At 70.2% G+C, this 17,314-nt stretch carries 16 protein-coding genes; 8 read left to right on the top strand and 8 right to left on the bottom strand.

The features are described from left to right. The first annotated feature begins 68 nt into the window (after nucleotides 1-68). Nucleotides 69-2,090: a transglycosylase SLT domain-containing protein gene (locus ACJMK0_RS06825; RefSeq protein ID WP_405236759.1), complete on the top strand. Its 2,022-nt coding sequence runs from the start codon at nucleotides 69-71 to the stop codon at nucleotides 2,088-2,090. After that, nucleotides 2,087-3,052: a complex I NDUFA9 subunit family protein gene (locus tag ACJMK0_RS06820; protein ID WP_405236757.1), complete on the top strand. Its 966-nt coding sequence runs from the start codon at nucleotides 2,087-2,089 to the stop codon at nucleotides 3,050-3,052. The genes ACJMK0_RS06825 and ACJMK0_RS06820 overlap by 4 nt, the downstream gene beginning before the upstream one ends. Here ACJMK0_RS06820 and ACJMK0_RS06815 read toward each other — a convergent pair. Beyond that, entirely contained in the window at nucleotides 3,043-4,053 is a 1,011-nt protein-coding gene (locus ACJMK0_RS06815; RefSeq protein ID WP_405236755.1) for an aminopeptidase, read from the bottom strand. The genes ACJMK0_RS06820 and ACJMK0_RS06815 overlap by 10 nt on opposite strands. 26 nt (nucleotides 4,054-4,079) lie before the next feature. Between ACJMK0_RS06815 and ACJMK0_RS06810 the strand changes: the two genes are divergently transcribed. Then, complete coding sequence (locus ACJMK0_RS06810; RefSeq protein WP_405236753.1) at nucleotides 4,080-5,309, top strand: multifunctional CCA addition/repair protein; 1,230 nt, start codon at nucleotides 4,080-4,082, stop codon at nucleotides 5,307-5,309. A gap of 34 nt (nucleotides 5,310-5,343) precedes the next feature. On the opposite strand, the gene ACJMK0_RS06805 is transcribed toward ACJMK0_RS06810, so the two are convergent. Further along, complete coding sequence (locus tag ACJMK0_RS06805; RefSeq protein WP_405236751.1) at nucleotides 5,344-6,141, bottom strand: undecaprenyl-diphosphate phosphatase; 798 nt, start codon at nucleotides 6,139-6,141, stop codon at nucleotides 5,344-5,346. 34 nt (nucleotides 6,142-6,175) lie between these two features. Further along, nucleotides 6,176-7,390 (bottom strand): class I SAM-dependent methyltransferase, encoded by a 1,215-nt coding sequence (locus ACJMK0_RS06800; protein ID WP_405236749.1) that lies wholly within the window; start codon nucleotides 7,388-7,390, stop codon nucleotides 6,176-6,178. Nucleotides 7,391-7,509: 119 nt separating this feature from the next. Between ACJMK0_RS06800 and ACJMK0_RS06795 the strand changes: the two genes are divergently transcribed. After that, nucleotides 7,510-8,274, top strand: a complete 765-nt coding sequence (locus ACJMK0_RS06795; RefSeq protein ID WP_405236747.1) for a pteridine reductase — start codon at nucleotides 7,510-7,512, stop codon at nucleotides 8,272-8,274. 28 nt (nucleotides 8,275-8,302) lie between these two features. Here ACJMK0_RS06795 and ACJMK0_RS06790 read toward each other — a convergent pair whose 3' ends face one another. From ACJMK0_RS06790 to tsaD, 4 genes are all read right to left on the bottom strand, one after another. Next, nucleotides 8,303-9,652 carry a S41 family peptidase gene (locus ACJMK0_RS06790; protein ID WP_405236745.1) on the bottom strand — a complete coding sequence of 450 codons (1,350 nt, stop codon included), beginning with the start codon at nucleotides 9,650-9,652 and terminating at the stop codon, nucleotides 8,303-8,305. 82 nt (nucleotides 9,653-9,734) lie between these two features. Further along, on the bottom strand, nucleotides 9,735-10,235 hold the full coding sequence (gene folK, locus ACJMK0_RS06785; RefSeq protein WP_405236743.1) for a 2-amino-4-hydroxy-6-hydroxymethyldihydropteridine diphosphokinase: 501 nt from the start codon (nucleotides 10,233-10,235) through the stop codon (nucleotides 9,735-9,737). Nucleotide 10,236: 1 nt separating this feature from the next. Then, nucleotides 10,237-10,596, bottom strand: coding sequence for a dihydroneopterin aldolase (folB, locus tag ACJMK0_RS06780; RefSeq protein WP_405232178.1), 360 nt, complete (start codon nucleotides 10,594-10,596; stop codon nucleotides 10,237-10,239). An 11-nt stretch (nucleotides 10,597-10,607) separates the two neighbouring features. After that, entirely contained in the window at nucleotides 10,608-11,636 is a 1,029-nt protein-coding gene (tsaD, locus tag ACJMK0_RS06775) for a tRNA (adenosine(37)-N6)-threonylcarbamoyltransferase complex transferase subunit TsaD (RefSeq protein ID WP_405236741.1), read from the bottom strand. A gap of 183 nt (nucleotides 11,637-11,819) precedes the next feature. On the opposite strand from tsaD, the gene rpsU reads away from it, so the two are divergent. The 4 genes from rpsU (at nucleotide 11,820) to rpoD (ending at nucleotide 16,280) form a co-directional block, all read left to right on the top strand. After that, on the top strand, nucleotides 11,820-12,035 hold the full coding sequence (rpsU, locus tag ACJMK0_RS06770; RefSeq protein WP_405227569.1) for a 30S ribosomal protein S21: 216 nt from the start codon (nucleotides 11,820-11,822) through the stop codon (nucleotides 12,033-12,035). Nucleotides 12,036-12,114: 79 nt separating this feature from the next. After that, entirely contained in the window at nucleotides 12,115-12,561 is a 447-nt protein-coding gene (locus tag ACJMK0_RS06765) for a GatB/YqeY domain-containing protein (protein ID WP_405236739.1), read from the top strand. 84 nt (nucleotides 12,562-12,645) lie between these two features. Beyond that, nucleotides 12,646-14,424 carry a DNA primase gene (dnaG, locus tag ACJMK0_RS06760; RefSeq protein WP_405236737.1) on the top strand — a complete coding sequence of 593 codons (1,779 nt, stop codon included), beginning with the start codon at nucleotides 12,646-12,648 and terminating at the stop codon, nucleotides 14,422-14,424. Between the two features lie 38 nt (nucleotides 14,425-14,462). Then, entirely contained in the window at nucleotides 14,463-16,280 is a 1,818-nt protein-coding gene (rpoD, locus tag ACJMK0_RS06755) for an RNA polymerase sigma factor RpoD (protein ID WP_405236736.1), read from the top strand. 93 nt (nucleotides 16,281-16,373) lie between these two features. Here rpoD and ACJMK0_RS06750 read toward each other — a convergent pair whose 3' ends face one another. Continuing rightward, the gene (locus tag ACJMK0_RS06750) at nucleotides 16,374-17,294 is read right to left on the bottom strand and encodes an endonuclease/exonuclease/phosphatase family protein (RefSeq protein WP_405236734.1); all 921 of its coding nucleotides are present in this window, start codon (nucleotides 17,292-17,294) and stop codon (nucleotides 16,374-16,376) included. Between the last annotated feature and the right edge of the window lie 20 nt (nucleotides 17,295-17,314).

Genomic DNA, 17,314 nt, shown 5'->3' with positions numbered 1-17,314 from the left:
CTGCAGCCGCTGCAGGCCGGCCTTTTTTTCGCCTTGCCACCGCCCGGGCCGCTGCGTATGTTCTCAGCATGCACGGCTCGCGCGCCCTTCCGCTCTTTCTTCTCGCCCTGGCAGCCATGGCCGTCCCGGCCGCCGTGGCCCTCACGGCTGCGACCGCGGCGGACCGGGCTTCCGCGGCCGACGATATCGAAGCCCGCCGGCAGCTGTTCGCCACCGCCTACGCGGAGGCCCGCGAAGGTGAATGGGCGCCGGCGGAAGCGGCCGCCGCCGAGCTCCGCGACTATCCGCTCTGGCCCGATCTGCGCGTGGCCTGGCTGCAGGCGACGATCCGGCGCGCGGATACTGCGGACGTCGAGGCCTTCCTGCGGGAACATGCGCACCTGCCGCCCGCCCGACGGCTGGCCAACCGCTGGATCCACGAGCTGGCACGGCGGGGCGACTGGCCGCGTTTCCTGGCGCTGTATGACGAGCGCTATGCGGACGCGGGCATCACCGCACTCGACTGCACCGCGGCACGGGCGCGGACGCTGGCCGCAGCCGGCCATCGCTACACGGAGAACGACGTCGAGCGGCTCTGGCTCGCGGGCCGGAGCCAGCCGCGGGAATGCGATCCCGTCTTCGACGCCATGCGCGCTCAGGGACTGCTGGACGCCGAACGCTACCGGCAACGGTTCGCGCTCGCCATCGACGCCCGGGAGTTCCGGCTGGCCCGCTATCTGGCACGGGAACTGGACGACGAGGCGCAGCGGGAAGCCGCGGCGTGGATCGCCATGCAGAACGACCCCGCCGCGGAACTCGTCCGGCTGGACCCCGCCGGCGTCGGGGCGACCGTCCGGGCGCGCGCCCTCTGGGGCGTGGAGGCGCTCGCGCGCCGCGATCCCGCCTATGCGGCCGAACTCTGGCGGCGGCTGGCGCCGCAGCTGGGCGTCTCCGGCCGGGAGCGCTGGGACGTGGCGGGCTACATCGGCATCCGCGCCGCCCTGCGGGGCGAGCCCGCGGCGCCGGGTCTTCTGAAGGCGATCCCCGCGCACCTGGCCTCCGCCGACGTGCTCGCCTGGCGCACCCGGGACGCACTGCGCCGCGAAGACTGGCCGGACGTGCTGGCCGCCATCGAGGCAATGCCATCCGACCTGGCCGGTGAGGACGTCTGGCGCTACTGGCGCGCACGGGCGCTGGCCGCCACCGGCGAGCAGGCCGCTGCCGAGACCCTGTGGCGCGCACTCGCCGCGGAACGCAGCTATCACGGCTTCCTGGCCGCGGATGCGCTGGAGCTGCCCTATGCCTTCGGCCATGCGCCGCTGCCGGCCGACGAGGAGACCCTCGCGGCGCTGGCGCGCGACCCGGCCATCCGCCGGGCCGGCGAGCTGTTCCACGTGGGCCTGGAGAGCCTGGGACGCAGCGAGTGGAACGAAGCCGTTGCCGGACTCGACGACCACCGGCTGGCCCAGGCCGCGCTGCTCGCGCACCGCTGGGGCTGGCACTCCCGGGCGATCGCCACCGCGGCGAAGGCCGGTCACTACGACGACCTCGGGCTGCGCTATCCGTTGCCCTGGAAGACGGACTTCGAGACTCACGCCGCGGCCGCCGACATCCGCGAGGCCTGGGCCTACGGCATCGCCCGCAGCGAGAGCCTGTTCATGGCGGACATCCGTTCGTCCGCCGGCGCCATCGGCGTGATGCAGCTCATGCCGGCCACGGGGCGCGGCACGGCGCAGCGCGCGCGGTTGCGCTGGCGCGGCTACGCGACGCTGATCGACCCGCCGGCCAACATCCAGCTCGGCACCCGGTACCTGGCCGAAGTCTACGAACGCTTCGACGCGAACCCGGTGCTGGCCACCGCGGCGTACAACGCAGGCCCGCACCGGGTGGAGCGCTGGCTGCCGGAGGCAGGGTCGCTGCCGGCCGACATCTGGATCGAGACCATCCCGTTCGCCGAGACCCGCAGCTACGTCAAGCGCGTCCTGACGGCGGACAGCATCTTCAGCTGGCGACTGACCGGCCGCGAGCTTCGGCTCTCGGCACTGCATCGCCCCGTCGCGCCGTCGGGCGAGCGGCTGGCGCTGGCGCGGGCCGGGGAAAGCGGACCATGACGCACAGGATCTGCGTACTGGGCGGCACCGGCTTCGTGGGCACCGAGATCGTCGAGCGTCTCGCCGCGGATCAGCACCGGGTACTGGTACCCACGCGCAACGTGGAGAACGGCCGCCACCTGAAGGTGCTGCCCACCGTCACGCTGGTGGCTGCCGACGTGCACGACCCGGCCGCCCTCGAGCGGCTGTTCCAGGGGCAGGACACCGTGATCAACCTGGTGGGCATCCTGAACGAGTCCGGCCACAGCGGCCGCGGCTTCGACGCCGCGCACCGGGAGCTCACCCGCAAGGTGGTGGCGGCCTGCCGCTCGGCGGGGGTCGGGCGCCTGTTGCAGATGAGCGCGCTGAAAGCCAGTCCGGCGGGCCCGAGCCATTACCTGCGCACGAAGGGCGAGGCCGAGGAGATCATCGAGCGGGACAGCGGCGACGCGCTGGCCTGGACCCTCTTCCAGCCGTCGGTGATCTTCGGTCCCGACGACGGCTTCGTGAACCGCTTCGCCGGTCTGCTGAAGTTCCTCCCCGTGCTGCCGCTGGCCATGCCGGACTCGCGCTTCGCGCCGGTTTCGGTCGACGACGTGGCCGAGGCATTCGCCCTCTCCCTGGACGACGCGGAGACCGAGTCGCGCCGCTTCGAACTCTGCGGTCCCAGGGCCTACACGCTGCGCGAACTCGTGGAGCTCATCTGCGCGACGCTGGAGATACGCCGCCTGATCGTCGGCCTGCCGGAATGGGCGTCGCGGCTGCAGGCGCGCATCTTCGAATACGTGCCGGGCAAGCCGCTGTCCTGGGACAACTACCTGTCCCTGACCGTGCCCAGCGTCTGCGACAGCGACGGCTTCGAGCACTTCGGCATCCGCCCCCGTTCTCTCGAGACCGCGATGCCCCTGTACATCGGCAAGGCGGGGCGCAACGCCCGTTATTCCCGTTACCGCCGCGAAGCGGGACGCATTACTCAGCGATAAGAAGCCAGGCGCTCGCGCCGCGTCGCCGGCTCCAGCTCCGCCATCGCGGCGGCCCGGTCGTAGAAGCAGTCGAGTTCGCCGTCGCAGGCCTCCAGCATCCCGGTGAAGCCGGGCACCAGGCCGTGGTAGGCCATCGCCGGCACCAGCGCCGCATTGTCGTTCGGCACCTGTCGGGGAGCGATGGGCGAGCGCGCGAGCTCGTCGAACAGACGCGCCTTCTCCGCACGCATCTCCGCCGGCGGCCTTCCGCTGGCGTACAGTGCCGCGAGACGGCTGCGCAGCGCCTCCACCTCCGCCATCCAGTCGCGCAGCCACGCCACCCGCCGCTCCAGCGCCGCGAGGCCCTCCGCGTCGCCGCGCCGCTGCAGCCAGCGGCGCACACCCACGCGGCCTGCCACGGTGGCGAACGACTCGTTGAACTCGGTGTCGTCCTGCACGTACAGGCGCTGGTGGGCGAGTTCGTGGAACAGGGTCTCCACCAGCCGCAGGTCGGACCAGCCCATCATCGTGTTCAGGACGGGATCCTCGAAGCGGCCCAGCGTGGAATAGGCCGCCACGCCGGCGACATGGGTGTCGTAGCCGTCCGCGGCCAGCCGCGCCGCCTCGGCCTCGGCCGCCTCGCGGTGGAAGTAACCCCGGTAGGCGACGCAGCCGGCCACGGGGAAGCACCATCGCTTCGGCTCCAGCGAGAATTCCGGTGCCGCGAAGACGTTCCAGACGACGAAGTCACGCCCCAGGTCGGCGTAGCTGCGGTAGCTGCCGTTGTCGGGCAGGCCGAGCTCGGCCACGCCGAATTCCCGCGCCGAGCGCACCAGCTCCAGGCGCCGGCGCAGCGCGGGGGACGTCGCCGGATCCTCCATCACCTCGGCGATGGGCGTGCGCTTGCGCACGATCTCCAGCTGCCCGCGGGCGGCCTGCAGGTAGTAGCAGCCGCCGAGGCCGGTCGCGAGGACGACGACGAGCGCCGCCGTGGCCGTACGGATGAGGGATTTGCGGACCATTCGTGTCTTCACGTTAGAATGCGCCGATGGAAGTCTACCTTGTCGGCGGGGCAGTCCGTGACCGCCTGCTCGGCCTGCCGGTCAGGGAGCGGGACTGGGTCGTCGTCGGCGCCACACCGGCCGAAATGATCGATCAGGGCTACCGCCAGGTCGGCAAGGACTTCCCGGTATTCCTGCACCCGGAGACGGGGGAGGAATACGCGCTGGCCCGCAGCGAGCGCAAGTCCGGCCACGGCTACCACGGCTTCGAGTTCGACACCTCGCCGGAGGTCACGCTGGAAGACGATCTGCGGCGCCGCGATCTCACCGTCAACGCCATGGCCGAGGCCCCCGACGGCACCATCATCGACCCTTACGGCGGCCGCCGCGACCTGGAGGAGCGCCTCCTCCGCCACGTCTCCCCGGCCTTCGCCGAAGACCCGCTGCGGGTACTGCGCGCCGCGCGCTTCACCGCCCGCTTCTCCGACCTCGGCTTCACCCTCGCCGGCGAGACCCTCGGCCTGATGGCGGAACTCGCCCAGTCCGGGGAACTGGAGCATCTCACCCCCGAGCGGGTCTGGCAGGAGACGGCCAACGCGCTCGAGGGGCCGCGACCCGCCGTCTACTTCCACGTCCTCTACGTCTGCGGCGCCCTGGGCGTCCTGTTCCCCGAGGTGGATGCGCTGTTCGGCGTGCCCCAGCCGGAGGAATGGCACCCCGAGGTCGACACCGGCCTGCACACCCTGCTGGTGCTGGAGCAGGCCGCCCGGCTGTCGCCGTCGCTGGGGGTGCGCTTCGCCGCCCTCACCCACGACCTGGGCAAGGGCGAGACCCCCGAATCGGAATGGCCGCGGCACCGGGGACACGAACGGCGCAGCGTGCGTCTGCTCGGCCGCCTGTGCGAACGCCTGCCCGTGCCGAAGGCCTGCCGCGACCTCGCACTGCTGGTTGCCGAGTATCACGGGCTCTGCCACCGCGCGACCGAACTCAGGCCGTCGACGGTGATGAAGCTGCTGGAGGCAGCGGACGCCTTCCGGCGGCCGGAACGCTTCGAGGAATTCCTGCTCGCCTGCGAGGCCGACGCCCGCGGCCGCACCGGCCTCGAAGATCGCCCCTACCCGCAGGCCGACCGGCTGCGCCGCGCCCGGCAGGTGGCCGCCGCGGTCTCGGTCGACGACGTGGCCGACGAGACTCTGGAGGGACCGGCCATCGGCCGGGCCATCCGGGAGGCCCGTATCGACGCGCTGCGCGGGGCGCTGCCTCGCGACGCCGGCTAGCACCCGCCGACAACGCGACGACGGCGCGCCGAAACTAGACCACCAGCCAGAGGATCACCGCGGCCAGCACCAGCCGGTACGCGGCGAACGGCCACATGCCGATGCGCTCGATGAAGCCGAGGAACAGCCGTATGGCGAGATAGGCGGTCACGGCGGAGATGGCGGTGGCGCCGGCGAGGATGTCCCAGCGGACCGGGTCGGTGGATTCGATCAGGTTCCAGGTCTCCAGACCGGTCGCCGCCAGGATGGCGGGCACCGACAGCAAGAAGGAGAACCGCGCCGCCGCGCTGCGGGTCAGCCCCAGCGCCATCGCGGCGGTCATCGTGATGCCCGAGCGCGACGTCCCGGGTATGAGCGCGAGCACCTGCGCCAGCCCGACCAGCAGGGCATCGCCGAGCCGCAGCGAGTCTTCCGAGCGGCGCTGGGCGCCGAACGCATCGGCAAGCCACAGTGCGACGCCGAAACCGCCCGTGGCCGCCGCGATGACGAGTGCCGAGCGCAGGTTCGCCTCGATCCAGTCGTGCCCGACGAAGCCCACCAGGCCCAGCGGCAGCGTACCCACGATCACCGCCCACGCCAGCCGGGACTCCGGCGACGGGCCGCCCCCGCCGACCTGACGCAACCAGCCGCCGACCATCGCCAGCAGGTCGCGGCGGAAGTAGATCAGCACGGCAGCCAGGGTGCCAAAGTGCACGGCCACGTCGAAGGCGAGGCCCTGGTCCTGCCAGCCGGCGATCACCGGCACCAGCACCAGATGGCCCGAACTGGAGATGGGGAGGAACTCGGTCAGCCCCTGCAGCAGGGCGAGGACGACCGACTGCCACCAGGTCACGGCAGAGGACTCGGCAACGGACTCGGCAACGAACTCAAAGGGTGCGCCTGAGATCGCCGAGGGCGAAGCCGTTCGGTTGCACGGATTGCAACGGACGCCGGTCCGCCGCCCGGCTGAAGCCCATGAATCTGAATGCCTCGCCCATCTCGCCGGGCAGCGTAAGGGTTTTGACCTCGGCCGACAACGACAGGCGCTGCCGCTGGTCGAGGGTCTCCAGCCCGGCCAGTTCGGCCTCCAGTCCAGCCGCGATCAGGAAGTGAGCCTGGGTCGTGTAACCAATCAGCTCCAGCCCGGCGGCCAGGCCCGCCTCCGCCAGGGCCGTGAAATCGACCCACGCGGTCAGGTCCTGCAGGCCGGGCCAGAGCAGGGCGTCCTCGTGGGCGCGGTGCCGGTAGTGGCAGCGGAACGTGCCGCCGCTGCGCTCCGGCGCGTAATACTCCGACTCGCTGAAGCCGTAATCGGCGAGCAACAGGAACCCCTCGTCGAGCGCTGCGGCCACGTCGCCCATCCAGCCGCCGAGACCGAGGGAGAGTTCGGAGACGTAACCGGGCGCGAGGCGCCTGCCGAGCCGCGCCTCCAGGGCGGCCACCGCCCCGGCCAGCGCCGGCGGTGCCGGGGCCCAGTCCGGCGCGAGGCCCGCCGGTGTCTCCGTGACCACCGCCCGGCTCACGCCCTCCCCTTCGCGGCGGAAACGCTCCACCGGCAATGCGTCGACGACCTCGTTGCCCACGATCACCCCGCGCAGGGGCTCGGCGGGCAGCCCCTCCAGCCAGCGCACCCGCCCGAGCTCCCCCGGCATCCGCGCGGCGATCGTCTCCCGCTGCCGGGCCCGCAGATCCGCGCTCACCTCGAGGATTCGATAACGTTCCGGCAGGGCGTCCGACGCGGCGAGTGCGGCCAGGATCTCCGCCGCCATGACGCCGCTGCCGGCGCCGAGCTCCAGGATGTCGCCGCCACCCACGGCCGCGAGCATCCCGGCGAGTTGCCGCGCGAGAACCCGGGAGAAGAGCGGACTCACTTCCGGCGCCGTGACAAAGTCCCCGGCCGGGCCGAACTTCCGCGCACCGGCCGAGTAATAGCCCAGGCCCGGCGCGTAGAGGACCAGGTTCATGTAGTCGGCAAAGCCGAGCGCGCCACCGGCCGCGCGGATGCGCTCGCGCACCAGCGCCTCCAGCCGCGCCGAGTGGGCCAGGGCATCCGGCTGCGGCGTCGGCAGCGCCTCGGTTCTCCCGCCGCGGACTTGCATCATTCCCGGCGAATCCGTATCACTGCCGGAGCCGAAACACAGGCTCGGCGACTGACCGACGGATAGGCCGACGGATGGGCGGTCGGGTGGGCGAACGGACGGGCGGACGGAAGGCGGCCGGCATGGGCGAAAACGACAGTCACAAGAATCTCGATTCCCGCTGGGTCCTGATCACCGGCGGCGCGAAGCGCATCGGCGCGCAGATCGCGCGCACGCTGCACGGGGCCGGAGCGAATATCGCCGTGCATTATCGCAGCTCCGCCGGGCCCGCCGAAGCGCTGGTGGCCGAACTCGAAGCCGCCCGGCCCGGTTCGGCGGCCGCCTTCGCCGCCGACCTGCTCGACGACGATGCCCGCGACTCGCTGGTGCAGCGGGTCGTGGAGCACGCCGGACGGCTGGACGTGCTGGTGAACAACGCCTCCACGTTCTACCCGACGCCGGTCGGCACCATCACGCGGGAGCACTGGGACGACCTGCTGGGCACCAACCTGAAGGCGCCGCTGTTCCTGTCCCAGGCGGCGGCCCCGCACCTGCGGGAGACCGGCGGCGTGATCGTCAACCTGGTGGACATCCACGCCCGCCGCCCGCTGCGCGACCATCCGGTCTACGGGCCCGCCAAGGCGGGGCTCGCCATGCTGACCCGCTCGCTGGCCAAGGACCTCGGCCCGGAGATCCGGGTCAACGGCGTCTCGCCGGGCGCCATCCTGTGGCCGGAGGACGAGGACATGTCGGAGTCGGTGAAAGAGAACATCATCGGCCAGACGGCGCTGAAGCGCACCGGCTCGCCTGCCGACATCGCCGGCTGCGTCCTCTACCTGGTGCGCGACGCCACCTACGTCACCGGCCAGATCATCGCCGTCGACGGCGGCCGCAGCCTGGGCTGGTAGGCGCCGGGGCGAGCCCGGCCACCCGCGCTCAGTGCACCCCGTTCAGGTTCCGCCATGGCGGGCTGCGATCCTCGGGCAGCACCTGCCGCGCAGGGTCCGCGGTCTTCTGCAGCGTGGCCGGCGCCGGGCAGGCACCGTTCTCGAGATACGCGAGCGAGGTGGTCAGCGACGGGTCGTCGTCACCGCCCACGGGGAAGTCCAGGTCGTCGGGTGCCGGGCAGTCGACCGGCAGCCCGCCGAAGTAGTCGCCCTCGCCCAGCCCGTTCACGGTCTGGAAGGCCACCGGGCGCAGGATGAAGTCGCAGTCGTCCAGCACCTCGGCGGTCTGCCCGACGGGCTTGCCGAAGGTGCGATCGCCGACGATGACGACCTCCGCCTCGGGGAACAGACCGTTGATCACGAGTTCGCTCGCCGACGCGGTGCTGCGCGAGGCGATGACGATCAGGCGCGACAGGTTCAGCGAGGACGCCAGCCGCTCGAACCGCTCGATGTCGTTGCGGGCTGCGTTCTGCGCGTTGAACAGCGTCTCGGAGAACACGTCGCCCTCGGCGATGAAGCCACCCAGGTAGTCGCCGAGCAGCTCCGCCGTGCGCACCAGGCCGCCGCCGTTGTAGCGTAGGTCCAGCACCAGGTCGGCCACGTCCCGGCCGGCGAACTCGGTGAAGGCCTCGGCCAGCGGCCCGGTGGCTCCCTCGGCCGTGCTGATGAACTGGGCGAATTCCAGATAGCCCACCGGGCCGCCCGGCGTGTCGATCACCCGCCACTGGGGCACCGGGTCGATGGTGACCACGCCCTTGCTCACGACCACGTCGAAGGTGGTCCCGTCCAGCCGTTCGATGCCGAACTGGATGGTGTCCGGGGTGAATATGTCGGCGAGCTCGCCGGCAGCCTGGATCTCCGCGATGCTGCGGCCGTCGACCGTGCGCAGGTACTGACCGCGGGCCAGACCTGCATCCGCCGCCGGGCTGTCGCTGAACACGCGCACGAAACGGACCTCGTCCGACTGGCTGTCTCCGTCCGTGTCGATGAAACGGGTGCTGAAGCCGAAGCCCTCGTACTGGCCCTCGCCGAAGAAGGCGGAATCCGCGGAGGCGGTATCGATGTAGCTGAAGCGGTCGAGCGGCTGGCCCGCCACCAGGAAGTCCAGCAGCTCCTCCGGGGTGGCGTACTGGTCGATGTCCACGGTCTGGGGCAGGTCGTCCAGCCAGAAATAGATATCGCGCATCCGCGCCAGCACGAACTCCTTCTGCGCCGTCGCGCTGCAGTCCGCCGTGCCGGTCGGCGGCGAGGCGGTGCCGCCGCCTCCGCCACCGCCGCCGCAGGCCGCCGTGGCCAGCGCGGCAAAAATCATGATCCCGACGGATTTGAATCTGTTCATCCCTGTCGCCTCACTCGTCCGTATGCGGTATCGGACCCTCGACCTGACCAATCTATCCCCGCCGGCGCCGTTTTTCGAGGCCTCAGACCCGGGCCTCGACGTCCACGTCCTCCACGGTGAGCCGGCGGTCGCCGTCCTCGAAGGCCTCCCAGAGTTCGGCGAGGCTGCGCCCGTCCACCGGGTGGACGAGATTCGGGGCGAGCTCGGCCAGCGGCCCCAGCACGAAATCGTATTTTAGGACATCGTCCCGGGGCAGCGTGAGCGGCGGCCCCTCCCTGACGAGGTCGTCGTAGAGCAGCAGGTCCAGGTCCAGCGTCCGCGGCCCGAAGCGCTCCCCGCCCCGCTCTCTGCCGGCCAGCTCGTGGATCTCCTCCAGCTCGGCGACCACGGCCTCGGGATCGGTCCCGGTATCGAAGGCCGCCACCAGGTTGAGGAAGTCCTGCCCGTCGAAGCCCACCGGCGGATTGCGGTACACGGAGGAGAGCTCCAGGCCGCCGAAGCGCCGCTCGAGTTCGCCGCAGGCGAGGCGGAGATTCTCCTCCGGCCGCACGTTGCTGCCGACGCTGACGAACACCCGCGCCATCTCAGTCCGGCCTCACGCCGCGCTCGATGCGCACGCCCACGTCCCGGGAGCCGCGGATGGCGCCCGGCTTGTTCACAGTGACCCGCACCCAGGGCACCTCGAACTCACCCAGCACGATTTCCGCGATGCGCTCGGCCATGGTCTCGACCAGCTGGAACTCCGAGGCCTCGACGTAGGCGATGAGCCGCTTCGCCACGCGCTTGTAGTTGAGCGTGTCGTCGATGCTGTCCGTCGCGGCCGCCCGGGCGATGTCGGCGGCCATCTCCAGATCGATGCTCACGGTCTGGCGGATGCGCCGCTCCCAGTCCCAGATGCCCACCACGGTGTCGATGCGCAGATCGCGCAGAAAGATGATATCCATGAGTTCTCCGCTCAGGCCGCCACTGCCGGCAGGTCCTCCAGCGACCAGCGTGCCCGCGCCAGGATGCGGGGTTCGTCGCCGGACGGTGCCAGCCGGAGCGCGCCGGCCAGCGCGATCATCGCGCCGTTGTCCGTACAGAACACCGGACGCGGAAAGTACACGCGGCCGCCGCGGGCGGAGACGTCCGCCACCAGCGCTTCGCGCAGCCGCCGATTCGCGCCCACGCCGCCCGCCACCACCAGGCGGCTGCGCCCGGCCGTCTCCAGCGCCCGGCGGCACTTGATCACCAGGGTCTCCACGACCGCCGCCTCGAACGACGCGGCCATGTCGGCGCGGGCACCCTCGTCCCAGGAGCCGGCCTCGCGCAGGCGCCGGGCCTCGACCAGCACGGCCGTCTTCAGGCCCGAGAAGCTGAAGTCCAGTCCCGGCCGCCGCGTGAGCGGACGGGGGAAGGTGAAGGCGCGCGGATCTCCCCGCTCGGCCAGAGCCGCCAGCGCGGGGCCGCCCGGGTAGCCGAGCTCCAGCAGTTTCGCGGTCTTGTCGAAGGCTTCGCCTGCCGCATCGTCGAGCGTGGTGCCGAGCACCGTGTAGCGGCCGATGCCGGCCACGTCCACCAGCAGGGTATGGCCGCCGGACACCAGCAGCGCGACGAACGGGAACTCCGGCGGCTCCGGCTCCAGCAGCGGCGCCAGCAGATGGGCCTCCATGTGGTGCACGGGAATCGCGGGCAGGCCGGCGGCGGTGGCATAGCTGGCCGCGAAGGTGGCCCCCACCATCAGCGCGCCAATCAGGCCGGGACCGGCGGTGTAGGCGATCCCGTCCAGGTCGCCGGTCTCCATGCCCGCGTCGGCCATGACCTCTTCCACCAGCGGCACGAGACGCCTGGAGTGGTCACGGGACGCCAGTTCGGGCACCACGCCACCGTAGCGGGCATGCAGGTCCACCTGGCTGTGCAGACGGTGCTCCAGGAGCCCGGCCTCGGTGTCGTACAGGGCCACCCCGGTCTCGTCGCAGCTCGTTTCGATGCCCAGTACCAGCATAGCGGGCGGATAATACCCCAGGAAAAGCACAAAAGGCTTTTGCATTCGCCGGGGACCGGCCGTAAAATTGGCGGTCTTTGTCCGCTGCGGCGGATTTGTCCAACCAATTGCAAGGTCCGAGTGCCCCGCCGGCCCGATGCCGTGCGGCAGCCTCGACTCGAGAGCAGATAGACCGGAAAACCTATGCCGAGCGTTAAAGTCAGAGAGAACGAATATTTCGACGCCGCCCTGCGGCGTTTCAAGCGTGCCTGCGAGAAGGCGGGCGTGCTGACCGAACTGCGTCGCCGCGAGTTCTACGAAAAGCCCACCCAGGAGCGCAAGCGCAAGAAGGCGGCCGCCGTGAAGCGCCACATGAAGCGGATCTCCCGCGAGCAGAACCGCCGCAAGCGGCTCTACTGAGCGCCGCCGCTCTCTGCCATCCCGGTACGCGTCCTTACGAGGCCGTGGGTTACCGAGGTTAACCGAGGGCAACCGAGCCATGAACCTGAAAGAGCGGATCACGGCCGATATGAAATCGGCCATGAAGGCGGGCGAGAAGGACCGCCTTGGCGTGATCCGCATGACGCTCGCCGCCGTGCAGCAGCGTGAGGTGGACGAGCGCAAGGAGCTCACGGACGCCGACGTGCTGGCCGTCATCGAGAAGATGGTCAAGCAGCGCAGGGAGTCGGTGAGCCAGTACGAGGCCGGCGGCCGCGCCGACCTCGCAGACAAGGAAAACTACGAGATCGGCGTGCTGTCGGCATATCTCCCGGCGCCGCTCTCCGACGCCGAACTCGCGGCACTCATCGACGCCGCCATCGCCGAGACCGGCGCCGAGTCGCTGCGCGACATGGGCAAGGTCATGGCCCGGATCAAGACCGAAGCCCAGGGGCGGGCCGACATGGGCGCCGTGAGCGCGAAGGTCAAGGCGAGGCTCGCCGGCTGACGCCATCCGCACCGCGCATTCGCGTCCGCGCCGCACGCCGGCTATCCTGTGCCGGGCACGCCGGAAAAGTCGGGTGAGGGCAATATGAGCGGCCGCATCCCCCAGGAATTCATCGACGATCTGATCGCCCGCGCGGACATCGCCGAAGTGCTGGGCACCCGCATCCAGCTGAAGAAGGCGGGCCGGGAATACAAGGCGCTGTGCCCCTTCCACGGCGAGAAGACGCCGTCTTTCACCGTCAGCCCGGACAAGGGCTTCTACCACTGCTTCGGCTGCGGCGCCCACGGCACCGCCATCGGCTTCCTGATGGAGCACGACCACCTCGGTTTCCCGGAAGCCATCGAGGAGCTGGCCGGGCTGATGGGGCTGGAGGTGCCGCGGGAGGCCGATTCCCGGCCCACGCGCAAACTCGACCGGCTGCTGGAGCTGACCGCCGCCGTCGAGCAGTACTACGTCGATTGCCTGCGCGACAGCGACGAGGGCGTGGCCTATCTGAAGCAGCGCGGCATCGACGGCACCACCGCCCGGGCCTACCGCATCGGATTCGCGCCCGCCGGCTGGGACCACGTGCTGAAGCGCTTCGGCACCGACGACGAAGCCGTCGAGCGGCTGCATGCCGCCGGGCTGGTGATCCGGCGCGACAACGGCGGCTACTACGACCGCTTCCGCCATCGTGTCATGTTTCCCATCCGCGATTCGCGGGGACGCACCATCGGCTTCGGCGGGCGGGTGCTCGGCGACGAGGAGCCCAAGTACCTGAACTCGCCCGAGACGGTGCTGTTCCACAAGGGCCGGGAACTCTACGGCCTGTACGAGGCGAAGAAACGCCTGCGCGACATCAGCCGCCTGGTGGTGGTGGAGGGCTATATGGACGTCATCGCCCTCGCCCGCCACGGCATCGGCTATGCGGTCGCCACCCTCGGCACGGCCACCACCGCCGATCACCTCTCGCGGCTGTTCCGCCTGACCGACGCCGTGTGCTTCTGTTTCGACGGGGACCGGGCCGGCCGCGCGGCCGCCTGGCGCGCTCTCGAGAACGCCCTGCCCCAGGTCCGCGAGGGCCGCCAGATCTATTTCGCCTTCCTGCCCGAGGGCGAGGACCCGGACTCCCTGGTCAGCGGCAGCGGCGCCGCCGCCTTCGAGGCCGTGCTGGACGACGGGATGCCGTTGTCGGATTTCCTGGTCGGCGAGCTGGCCGGACAGGTCGACCTCGGCTCCGTGGACGGCCGCGCGCGGCTGGCCGAACTGGCACGGCCGCTGGTGGCGAAGATCCCTGCGGGCATCTACCGGGAACTGCTGCTCGAGCGCCTCGGCGAGACGGTGGGCCTGTCCGGCGAGCGCCTTGCCGGCATGATGGAGGCCCCCGAGGAGAAGAAGGCGGAGCCGCGGCGGCCCGCCCGGCCCCGGATACAGACCGGCCGGCCCACCCTGGTCCGGCGGGCCATCACGTTGCTGCTGCATCACCCGGCGACGGCCTCCTCGGTGGACGTGGAGCGCCTGGCCGGCCTCGACCGCCCGGGTGCCGACCTACTGGTGGAACTCCTTGAAACGCTGCAGGCCGAACCTCATATGAATACCGCAGGCATCCTGGAACGCTGGCGGCACCGTCCCCACGGCCGGCACCTGGCGGCACTTGCCGCCGCCGAGACCCCCGGTCACGAGGATTTCGACGCGGCAGCCGAGCTGGAAGGCTGTGTCCGGCAGCTGGTCCAGGCCGCCCGGCACGACCGGGTGGAATTCCTGCGAGAAAAAGGCCGCAGCGGCGAGCTGTCGGCCGAAGAGCGGGAGGAGCTGCGCCAGCTGCTCTCCCGACCCGCGCATCCGGCGTCCGGTGATGGAAATATCACGGAAAATTCAGTATAGTTAGCCGTTTGCCCAACCCACGCACAGAGGTTCTGTTTGTGAGCGAAAAACGCAACAGCGCGTCCGCGATCCCGAACGATAAGCAGTCTCAGCTCAAACTGCTGATCGCGCGGGGCAAGGAGCAGGGTTATCTGACCTACGCGGAGGTGAACGATCACCTCCCGAACGACATCGTCGATCCGGAACAGATCGAGGATATCGTCAATATGATCAACGACATGGGTATCACGGTGCACGAGAAGGCGCCGGATGCCGAGTCTTTGCTGCTGTCGGACGCCGCGGTCTCGAACGACGACGACGACACCGAGGAGGCGGCCGACGCGCTGGCCTCGGTCGACAGCGAGTTCGGCCGCACCACCGACCCCGTGCGCATGTACATGCGTGAGATGGGCACGGTGGAGCTCCTCACCCGGGAAGGCGAGATCCAGATCGCCAAGCGCATCGAGGAAGGCCTGGACCAGGTCAAGGCCTCGCTGTCGCACTTCCCGCCGAGCGTGCAGTTCATCCTTGACGTCTTCGCGGCCGTGCAGGACGGCAACGCCCGCATGCAGGATCTGGTGGTGGGTTTCATCGACCCGAACGAGCCGGACGAGATCCCGACGCCGGGTCAGCGCAGCGACGACGAGGAAGACCCCAACGCCCCGCCCGACCCGCAGGACGTGGCCAAGCGCCTGAAGAAGCTCCAGAAGCTGCACATCAAGGTGATGACGGCGCTGGACAAGTACGGCAGCCGCGACAAGAAGACGAAGAAGGCCCGGGACGAGCTGACCGCCGAGCTGATGGAGCTGAAGCTCTCGCCGAAGCTGTTCGACTCGATGATCACCATCCTGCGCGACACGATCCAGACGATCCGCTCCCAGGAGAGGGCCGTCATGCAGATCTGCGTCAGGCAGGCCGGCATGCCGCGCAAGGACTTCATCGCGAGCTTCCCCAAGAACGAGACCAACCTGAAATGGGTGGAGAAGCACATCCGTGCCAAGCGCAAGCACTCCTCCACGCTGTCGAAGCTGAAGGAAGACATCCTGCGCGCCCAGCGCAAGCTGGTGCAGGTGGAAGAGGAGACCGGCCTCTCGATCGCCCAGATCAAGGAAATCAACCGCGCCATGTCCATCGGCGAGGCGCGGGCACGGCGGGCGAAGAAGGAGATGGTGGAGGCCAACCTGCGCCTGGTGATCTCCATTGCCAAGAAGTACACCAACCGGGGCCTGCAGTTTCTGGACCTGATCCAGGAGGGCAACATCGGCCTCATGAAGGCGGTGGACAAGTTCGAATACCGCCGCGGCTACAAGTTCTCGACCTACGCCACCTGGTGGATCCGGCAGGCCATCACCCGCTCCATCGCGGACCAGGCCCGCACCATCCGCATCCCGGTGCACATGATCGAGACCATCAACAAGCTGAACCGGATCTCCCGGCAGATGCTGCAGGAGATGGGCCGCGAGCCGACGCCGGAGGAACTGGCCGAGCGCATGGAGATGCCGGAAGACAAGGTGCGCAAGGTGCTGAAGATCGCCAAGGAGCCCATCTCCATGGAGACGCCCATCGGCGACGACGAGGACTCGCATCTCGGCGACTTCATCGAGGACGCCTCGGTGGAATCGCCCATCGACTCGGCGACCTCCGAGGGCCTGAAGGAGACCACCCACGGCGTGCTGGCGGGCCTCACGCCGCGGGAGGCGAAGGTGCTGCGCATGCGCTTCGGCATCGACATGAACACCGACCACACCCTCGAGGAGGTCGGCAAGCAGTTCGACGTCACCCGTGAGCGCATCCGCCAGATAGAGGCGAAGGCGCTCAGGAAGCTGCGCCACCCGAGCCGCTCGGATCAGCTCAGGAGCTTCCTGATCGAGGACTGATCCGGCCGGCCGGTGCAGAGAACGGAGGGCGGCATCCTGCGGGGTGCCGCCCTTTTTCGTGGGCGGCCGCGGCGTGCCGCTACGGAGAAGCCGTTACCAGCGGAACTCCGCCACCAGCGGGTAGTGATCGGAGCCCACATCGGGGCCGCTCTGCACCCGCACCGGCACGAGCCCGCCGCGGTAGACGCAGTGGTCGATGGGGACCCAGACCGGCAGCCAGCCGGCCGGGAAGGTGGCCGGGTAGCCCTGCCCGGCCGCGGCATTGGCCACGCCCGCACGCGCCTTGAAGGCGCGGAAGCTCGGCGAGAACGGCGTGTCGTTGAAATCCCCGCAGACCAGCGTCGCACCGCTCGACTCCCGGACGAGGTCGGCCACGGCGGCGAGCTGGGCGTTGCGCTCGTCCGTGTAGCCTGCCGAGATGGGCGAGCGGGGATGGATGCCCAGCACCCGCAGCTGCCGCCCTCCCGTGTCCAGCACGGCATCCAGCGCGGGACTGTCGATGCCGGCGGGCCGGATCACCCGGCCGGAGGCGATCGGGTGGCGGCTCAGCAGGGCGATGCCCCAGGCGCCGTCCCGGGGCGCTTCCAGGCGATGGGGATAGACCTCGGCCAGGGATTCCAATCGCCGCGCGGCGGCCGGCGTGTACTCGGGCAGCACGACGACGTCGGCCCGCACTTGCCGCAGCCAGGCCTCGGCGGCGCCGAGATCCGGGTTGCGCCAGTCGAGATTCAGGACCGCGGCGGTGAGGTCGGTGGGGGAAGCCTCCGCCGTGGCGAAACGGGGCAGTTGCTCGCGGGCCTGGAACAGGCATAGCGCCAGCACACCCGCGAACACCAGCGCCGGCACCCGCTGCCGGGCCGCCAGGGCGACGGTCAGGAGCAGCAGGCAGCCGGCGGCGATCTGCAGCGGGAAGTGCACCGGCAGGCCGAACACCCACCAGAGCGGCTCGGCGAGGGGCAGCGCGAGCAACGCCACGCTGCCCGCCGCCGCGGTGGTCAATACGCCTCTACTCATGTCGCCTGTTCACAGCCGCC

Origin of the sequence: Lentisalinibacter orientalis (assembly GCF_040706535.1) — a bacterium.
Classification (GTDB): Bacteria; Pseudomonadota; Gammaproteobacteria; order Steroidobacterales; family Woeseiaceae; genus Lentisalinibacter; species Lentisalinibacter orientalis.
This window is presented reverse-complemented; position numbering and strand designations above follow the sequence as displayed.